We start from the raw sequence: 6,311 nt of genomic DNA, 5'->3' as shown, positions 1-6,311 counted from the left end.
GGGGGGCTTCGCGGGGACCGGGCCGGCGCGGGGCGGCCCGCCCAGGCCGGTCAGAGCGTGAGCGTCCCGTCCACCAGCACGGCCGCGCGCCCGCCCACCCAGATGCGCGCGCCGTCGTCGTGCACGTGGATCCGCCCGCGCCGCCCCACCTGCGAGCCCTGCGCGGCCGCGTACCGCGGCGGCACCAGTCCGGCCCCGCGCAACCACTGCGCCAGCGCGCCGTTGAGGCTGCCGGTCACCGGGTCCTCACCGCCGTACGCGAACGCCCGCACCTCGTAGGCGGTCTCCGCGCCCTCGGGCTCCAGCCCGACGACGCCGACCTTCAGCTCCTCGTGCCCGCGCGGCTCCAGGGCGCGCACGGCCTCGGCGTCGGCCACCCGGACGAGCTGCCAGCCCGGGCCGTTGTCACCCCACCCGTGGTCGAGGATCGCATCCCGGTCGATGCGCAGACCCGCCGCGATCGCTCGGACGTCCTCCTCACCCAGCGGCCCGGAGCGGCGGAGCGGCGGCGTGGCGAAGGCGAGGAGGCCGTCGCCGGCCAGGGTGACGGGGACGAGACCCGCGCCGCACTCCTGCACCAGCGCCGTCGAGCCACCGCCCCGCCCCGGGGTGCGCGGCGTGCCCCCGGTGTGCAGCCAGGCCAGGGCGGTGCCGAGGGTGGGGTGCCCGGCGAAGTCGAACTCCTCGCGCGGGGTGAAGATGCGCACGCGGTAATCCGCGGCGGGGTCCGTGGGCGGCAGCAGGAACGTGGTCTCGGAGAAGCCGGTCCACGCGGCCACCGCCTGCATCTGCCCGTCCGTGAGGCCCTCGGCGTCCACGACGACGGCCAGCGGATTGCCCGTGAGCGGCCCGGTGGCGAACACGTCCACCTCGAGGAAACGGCGCGGGCGGGCGGGGGAGCTGTCGGGAAAGGGTGCGTGCGACTCGGTCATGGGCACCATCCTCCGGCACGCCGGACCGGCACACCCGTGCGGCATCATGGACACATGACCCACGCAGGAGATCGCCCTTCCCGCGGCGGCCACCCCGCCCGCCGGGCCCTCGGCATGTTCGCCGGGGCGGCCGCCGTCACCCTCGGCGCCGGGGGCTGTGCGGTGCCGGAGACGGTGGTGTGGGGACCCGACGGGGCGGCCGTGAAGTCCGCCACCCGGGACGTCATCGCCGCGGCCCAGCGGGGCGGGGACGGCCTGCCCGCGTGCCCCGGAGTCTCCGTGGTCACGGGTGATCCTGCGGCCTGGCGCGGCGCCGGCGCAGGCGAGCCCGAACGGCCCGGTCCGGACCTCCCCGCCGAGCTGACGCGGGGTGGCGAGCCGGCCTGGGTGATCAACGTGGAGGCCGGGGCCGAGGCGGCTGCCCCTGGGGCGCGGGTCCCGGGCTCGCTGGCCTTCTCCGACCTGGCCGACGGCGGCCTCTGCCTCTCTGGGCTCGACTGGGCGAACGTCGGCGGGTGAGCGCCACCGTCGTCCACAGCTGGCTGTCGCCCCGCTGACCCCGCCCCTACGGTGACCCCATGAGCACCCTCTCCGAGATGCACGTGATCGACTTCCCCGGCTTCCCCACGGTGGTGGTGCGTAGCCCGGGCCAGGCGATGGGCACGCTGCCGCAGTTCATGGACACTGCGTTCCGCGCGCTCGGCGCCGCCGTGCAGCGGGGCGCGTGCGCCCCCGCGGGCCCGGCGTTCTCCAAGTACCGCGGGCTGACCGGCGGCTCCGGTGAGGCGCCGGAGTCCGTGGACCTGGAGGTCGGCTACCCCGTGGACGTCCCGCTAGCTGTGCTGACCGGGGACGTCGGTCCATCGATCCTGCCGTTGGTCTGCGGACGTGAGGGCCGGGTGCGCTGGTGCCGGATCCCGAGTTCGTGGCATGCCGACTGAACTGGCCCGTCTCGACGGCGAAGACGGAGGTGGATGCAACGCCCGGTCGTAGTGGGGTCAGTCGTGCATGGGCTTGCCGGTCTCAATCCAGGTCTTGATGTTGGAGATGAGGAACAGGCTGCCGGGCCCGACCTGTCGCGCCGTTTCGGTGGATGGGTCGAGCTCGTAGTGCTCGACAGTGAGCAGGGTGGCCCCGCCCTGGGCAGCGAGCGACCACACGAGGCGGAACGGGGCTTCCGGCGTCACCGCGTCGTCCCAGGTCGGCGAGAAGGTCATCTCGAGGCGCTGACCGGGGTCGGCGGCGATGATGGTGCCCTCAGCGGCCCGTCGTCCGTCGGGGTAGGTGTAGGTGTAGTCGCTGCCCGGTTCCAGCGATGAGTTGAGCGTGGTGGTGAAGAACCAGGAGGGGCATTCCTGGGTGAGGGCGGTCCAGACGCGTTCGGGCGTGGCGTCGATGACGATGGCCTGGCGGTGCAGGGGCGCGGCGGTGGTCATGGCTTCCGGTCTCCGTTCGGACGTGCTCTTGAGGCGGTTCAGTGCCTGCCCCCAGCCGAGGGCGTAGTCGTCGAGCCAGCGTTGCGCCAAGGCGACCAGGGGGGCGGCGTTGAGGTAGCAGAGGCGGGTTCGCCCTGCCTTGTGGGACGTGACCAGACCGGCGTCCTCCAGGACGCCGAGGTGCTTCAGCACTGCATGACGACCCAGTTCGGGCAGGGCCTGTCCAAGATCGGTCACGCTCTGGCCGTCGCGCTCGTGCAGGGCATCGAGCAGCGCCCGCCTGCCCGGATGGGACAGGGCCAGGAGGACCGTGTCGTCGTCAGAAGAGGTCACGTCGAGAACAATAGGTGACCCTGAAGTCACCCATCAAGGCCCAGTGGTTCCACGGGTCGATCAACGTCGCCGGTCAGTACAGCTAGCGGCACCGCTCGAGGTGGACGGGGTGCGGATGGAGCCGTCGGACCTCCCGGCGGGCAGCCTCGGCGTCGCGAAGCACACGGGCCCCTACGAGCTCCTCTCCGAGGCCTGGCCCGCATTCCTGGACGCCCTCCGCGAGAACGGCCACGAGCCCGGCGGCCTCTGCTGGGAGGCCTACGACACCCCGCCCACCCCGGACACCGACCCGGAGACCCTCGTCACCGGGCTCGCCGTGCCGGTCCGGCCGGCGGCCTGACCCTCCCCACGCACGACGAAGCCCCCCGCGGGCTCACCCGCGGGGGCCTCGTCACGCCGGCCCGACCGCCCGGCGTCGTCCGTCAGGCGACCGGTTGCCCCTCGGTCATGACGGCGTCGCGGCGGGCCTTGCGGCGGGCGCGCAGGGCCTGGATCGCGATCGGGGCCACCGAGATGACGATGATCAGGATCATGATCCCGTCGATGGACTTCGTGATGCCCGGGATCTGGCCGAGCAGGGCGCCCACGGCCACCATCGAGCAGACCCACGCGACCGCGCCGCCGATGTTCCAGCCCACGAAGGAGCGGTAGGGCATGCCCGCGGTGCCCGCGGCCACCGGCACGTAGGTGCGGACGATGGGCACGAAGCGGCCGAGCACGAGGGCCAGCGGGCCGCGGCGCTCGAAGAAGGCCTCCGCCTGGGCGAGGCGCTCGGTCTTGAGCACCCGCGCGTCGTCCTTGAAGAGCCGGCGCCCGTACCTGTGGCCGAGGTAGAAGCCCACCTGGTCGCCGAGGATGGCGGCGAGGCCGGCCACGAGGATGATCGCCCACAGGGCGATGCCCAGCTCCACGTGCAGGGCCGCGGCGGTGACCAGGAGGGAGTCGCCGGGCAGGAACGGGAAGAGCACGCCGGACTCGATGAACACCATCGTGCCGATGCCGCCGAGTGTCCAGGGGCCGAGCGAGTGCAGGATGGAGGCGGCGTCGAGGATGTTCGTCAGCACTGGCATGGGCGGGTGTCCTTCCGTGGGGGTGGCCCGGGCGGGCCGTCACGGTCCATCGTCACCGCCCGGCTCCCAGAATCGGCCAAGATTGGCCGCACCCGGCGCTAGGGTGTCGGCGTGAGCCCGACCCCCGCCCTCCGCGGCCGCCCCGCGCCCGGCCCCGACGCCGCCCTCGTGGCCCGCGCCGCGCGCCGGATCGGCCTGCGGACGGCCCTGGCGTGCGCCGCGCTGGTCCTCGGCGGGGCGGGCGTCTTCTTCGGCTACCTCTGGTGGCAGATCGCCCACCCGGGCGTAGACCCCCGGGACGCCGACGCCACCGTCACGGTCCAGCTGGACCTCGTGGACCTGGCCACCGCGGCCATCCTGGCGGGCGCCGCCGCCGTGCTCATCACCGGGTTCGCGAGCCTGTGGTTCTCCCGGAGCGCCGTGCAGCCGCTCGCGGACGCCCTGCGCCGCCAGCGGGAGTTCGTCTCCAACGCCAGCCATGAGCTGCGCACCCCGCTGACCGTGCTGAGCGCGCGCACCCAGGTCCTGCAGGCCCGCGTCCCCGCGGGGGACCCGCTGGAACCCCTCGCGGACGAGCTGCGCCGGGACACCGACGTCATGGCCGGGGTGGTCGAGGACATGCTCAGCACCGCCCGCCTGGACTCCGCGCCGGAGGGCATGTGCGACGCCGGCGAGGTCGCCGCCGCCGCGTGCGCGGACCTGAGTCTCGTGGGCGCCGAGGAGCGCGGGGTGCGGCTGCGCGCGGACCTGCCCTCCCTGCCGGTCGCCCTCCCGGAGGCGGCCCTGCGCCGCATGCTGGCGGCCCTCCTGGACAACGCCCTGGGCTTCGCCCCGCCGGGCACCGAGGTGACGGTCTCCGGGGAGCGGGTCCGCGGCGTCGTCGAGCTGCGGGTGGCGGACCGAGGAGCGGGCATCCAGGGCGTGGAGCCGGACCACGTGTTCGACCGGTTCGCGCGCGGCAGGCCCGCCGCCGTGCCGGGCTCGGGGCCGGGGGCGGTGCCGCGGTCCTCCCACGGGATCGGCCTGGCGCTCGTGCGGGAGACCGCCCATCGCTACCGGGGCGAGGTGCGCGTGGAGTCCACGGGTCCGGAGGGGACCGTGATGCTGTTGACCCTGCCCGCCGCGCAGGAGGCGCGATGACGGGCCCCGACCTGCTGCTGATCGAGGACGACGACCGCCTCGGCCCCCTGCTGCGCGACCTGCTCTCCCTGGACTGGGAGGTGACCTGGTCGCCCACCCTGGCGGCGGCCCGGGCCGAGCTGGACCGCCGGCTGTTCGCCGTCCTGGTGGTGGACCGCGGCCTGCCCGACGGCGACGGCGTCGACCTGGTCCGCGAGCTGCGCGCTCGCGGCGTGGCCGTCCCGGCCCTGCTGCTCACCGCCTACGGCGAGCTCGAGGACCGCGTGCACGGCCTCGACGCCGGCGCCAACGACTACCTCGTCAAGCCGTTCGAGGTGGCCGAGCTGCAGGCCCGGCTGCGCGCCTTGACCCGCGACTACTCGGGCCGCGGGGCGGGCGTGGAGATCGGCTCGTGGATGTTCTACCCGGACAACCGCACGGTGGAGTCGCCCTACACCGGGCGGATCCTGCTCACGGAGAAGGAGTCCGCCCTGTTGGCCGTGCTCGCCTCCGCCCCGGACACCGCGTTCACCCGGGCCCACCTGCTCAGCGCCGTGTTCGAGCACGGCGAGCAGGAGGGCACCGTGGACACCTACGTCCACTACCTGCGTCGCAAGACGGACCGATCCCTCGTGGAGACCGTCCGCGGGGTCGGCTACCGCCTCGGCACCCCGACCTGAGGCGGTGCGGTGCGTCCTGGCGGCGGGTGCTCCGCGGGTCAGGCGCGGTGCGCCCCCCGGCGGTCCGTCAGGCGGCGCAGGGGCCCGGCCACGAGCCCGGCCAGCTGCCACATGAGCGGGCCGGCCAGCAGGACCCACGCCAGGGAGGCGAGCACGTCCGTGGGGTAGTGCACGCCGAGCACCAGGACGGTTGCCACCATCACCGCCACGGCCACCACGCCGAGCACCGCGCGAGCCGCGCGCTGACCGGGGGTGCGGGACGCGAGGACCAGCATGAAGGCCATGGCCGCCACGAAGGCGACGTGGCCGCTGGGGAAGGTCCAGTCGACGGCGGGCACCGCCGTGGGGTGCGGCAGGGCGGCGGCCGCGGGGCGGGGGCGGTGCACGAGCAGCTTCACCGCCCCCACCGGCAGCCAGGCGAGCGCCACGGCCAGGCCGAGGCGCACGCCCAGCGCCAGGTCCCCGCGCCGGAGGGCCACCAGGCTCGCCACCGCCAGGGTGAGGACCACCGCGAACGCCGGTTCCAGCGCCTGGTACAGGGCGTTGCTGAGCACACCCACCGCGCCGGTGTTCCAGTCGTTGAACGCGCGGGTCACCGGCAGGTCGGCCGTGACGGGGATGAGCGCCAGTCCGCCGCCCACCACGAGCACCGCGACGAGGAACGCCGCCACGATGCGCACCGGGGCGAGCGCGGGGCGTCCGCCGGGAGCGCGGCGGAGGGGATGGGACGGGCTGTTCGGG

Annotated in this window: 9 protein-coding genes; 5 read left to right on the top strand and 4 right to left on the bottom strand. The window is 74.7% G+C overall.

The features are described from left to right. Positions 1-50: 50 nt before the first annotated feature. Positions 51-932 (bottom strand): PhzF family phenazine biosynthesis protein, encoded by an 882-nt coding sequence (locus tag MHY29_RS10835; protein WP_224356043.1) that lies wholly within the window; start codon positions 930-932, stop codon positions 51-53. Between the two features lie 54 nt (positions 933-986). On the opposite strand from MHY29_RS10835, the gene MHY29_RS10830 reads away from it, so the two are divergent. Further along, complete coding sequence (locus tag MHY29_RS10830) at positions 987-1,451, top strand: hypothetical protein (RefSeq protein ID WP_224356044.1); 465 nt, start codon at positions 987-989, stop codon at positions 1,449-1,451. 59 nt (positions 1,452-1,510) lie between these two features. Continuing rightward, on the top strand, positions 1,511-1,873 hold the full coding sequence (locus MHY29_RS10825; protein WP_239241157.1) for a hypothetical protein: 363 nt from the start codon (positions 1,511-1,513) through the stop codon (positions 1,871-1,873). A 57-nt stretch (positions 1,874-1,930) separates the two neighbouring features. On the opposite strand, the gene MHY29_RS10815 is transcribed toward MHY29_RS10825, so the two are convergent. Continuing rightward, entirely contained in the window at positions 1,931-2,701 is a 771-nt protein-coding gene (locus MHY29_RS10815) for an SRPBCC domain-containing protein (protein ID WP_239241155.1), read from the bottom strand. Positions 2,702-2,816: 115 nt separating this feature from the next. On the opposite strand from MHY29_RS10815, the gene MHY29_RS10810 reads away from it, so the two are divergent. Further along, positions 2,817-3,041: a GyrI-like domain-containing protein gene (locus MHY29_RS10810; protein WP_370643521.1), complete on the top strand. Its 225-nt coding sequence runs from the start codon at positions 2,817-2,819 to the stop codon at positions 3,039-3,041. An 82-nt stretch (positions 3,042-3,123) separates the two neighbouring features. On the opposite strand, the gene MHY29_RS10805 is transcribed toward MHY29_RS10810, so the two are convergent. Then, positions 3,124-3,771, bottom strand: a complete 648-nt coding sequence (locus MHY29_RS10805; protein WP_239241151.1) for a DedA family protein — start codon at positions 3,769-3,771, stop codon at positions 3,124-3,126. 111 nt (positions 3,772-3,882) lie between these two features. Here MHY29_RS10805 and MHY29_RS12400 point away from each other — a divergent pair, with 111 nt between their 5' ends. Continuing rightward, the gene (locus tag MHY29_RS12400; protein WP_286670228.1) at positions 3,883-4,911 is read left to right on the top strand and encodes a sensor histidine kinase KdpD; all 1,029 of its coding nucleotides are present in this window, start codon (positions 3,883-3,885) and stop codon (positions 4,909-4,911) included. After that, the gene (locus MHY29_RS10790) at positions 4,908-5,570 is read left to right on the top strand and encodes a response regulator transcription factor (RefSeq protein ID WP_224356761.1); all 663 of its coding nucleotides are present in this window, start codon (positions 4,908-4,910) and stop codon (positions 5,568-5,570) included. The genes MHY29_RS12400 and MHY29_RS10790 overlap by 4 nt, the downstream gene beginning before the upstream one ends. Positions 5,571-5,608: 38 nt before the next feature. Here the strand turns inward: MHY29_RS10790 and MHY29_RS10785 are convergent. Beyond that, the coding region (locus MHY29_RS10785; protein ID WP_239241149.1) for a phosphatase PAP2 family protein at positions 5,609-6,311 on the bottom strand (703 nt) is incomplete at its 5' end.

The sequence above is a fragment of the Micrococcus sp. ACRRV genome (assembly GCF_022346985.1).
In the GTDB taxonomy this organism is placed as follows: domain Bacteria; phylum Actinomycetota; class Actinomycetes; order Actinomycetales; family Micrococcaceae; genus Micrococcus; species Micrococcus porci.
Note: the sequence above shows the minus strand (reverse complement) of the source record. Positions and strands in the feature narration are given on the sequence as shown.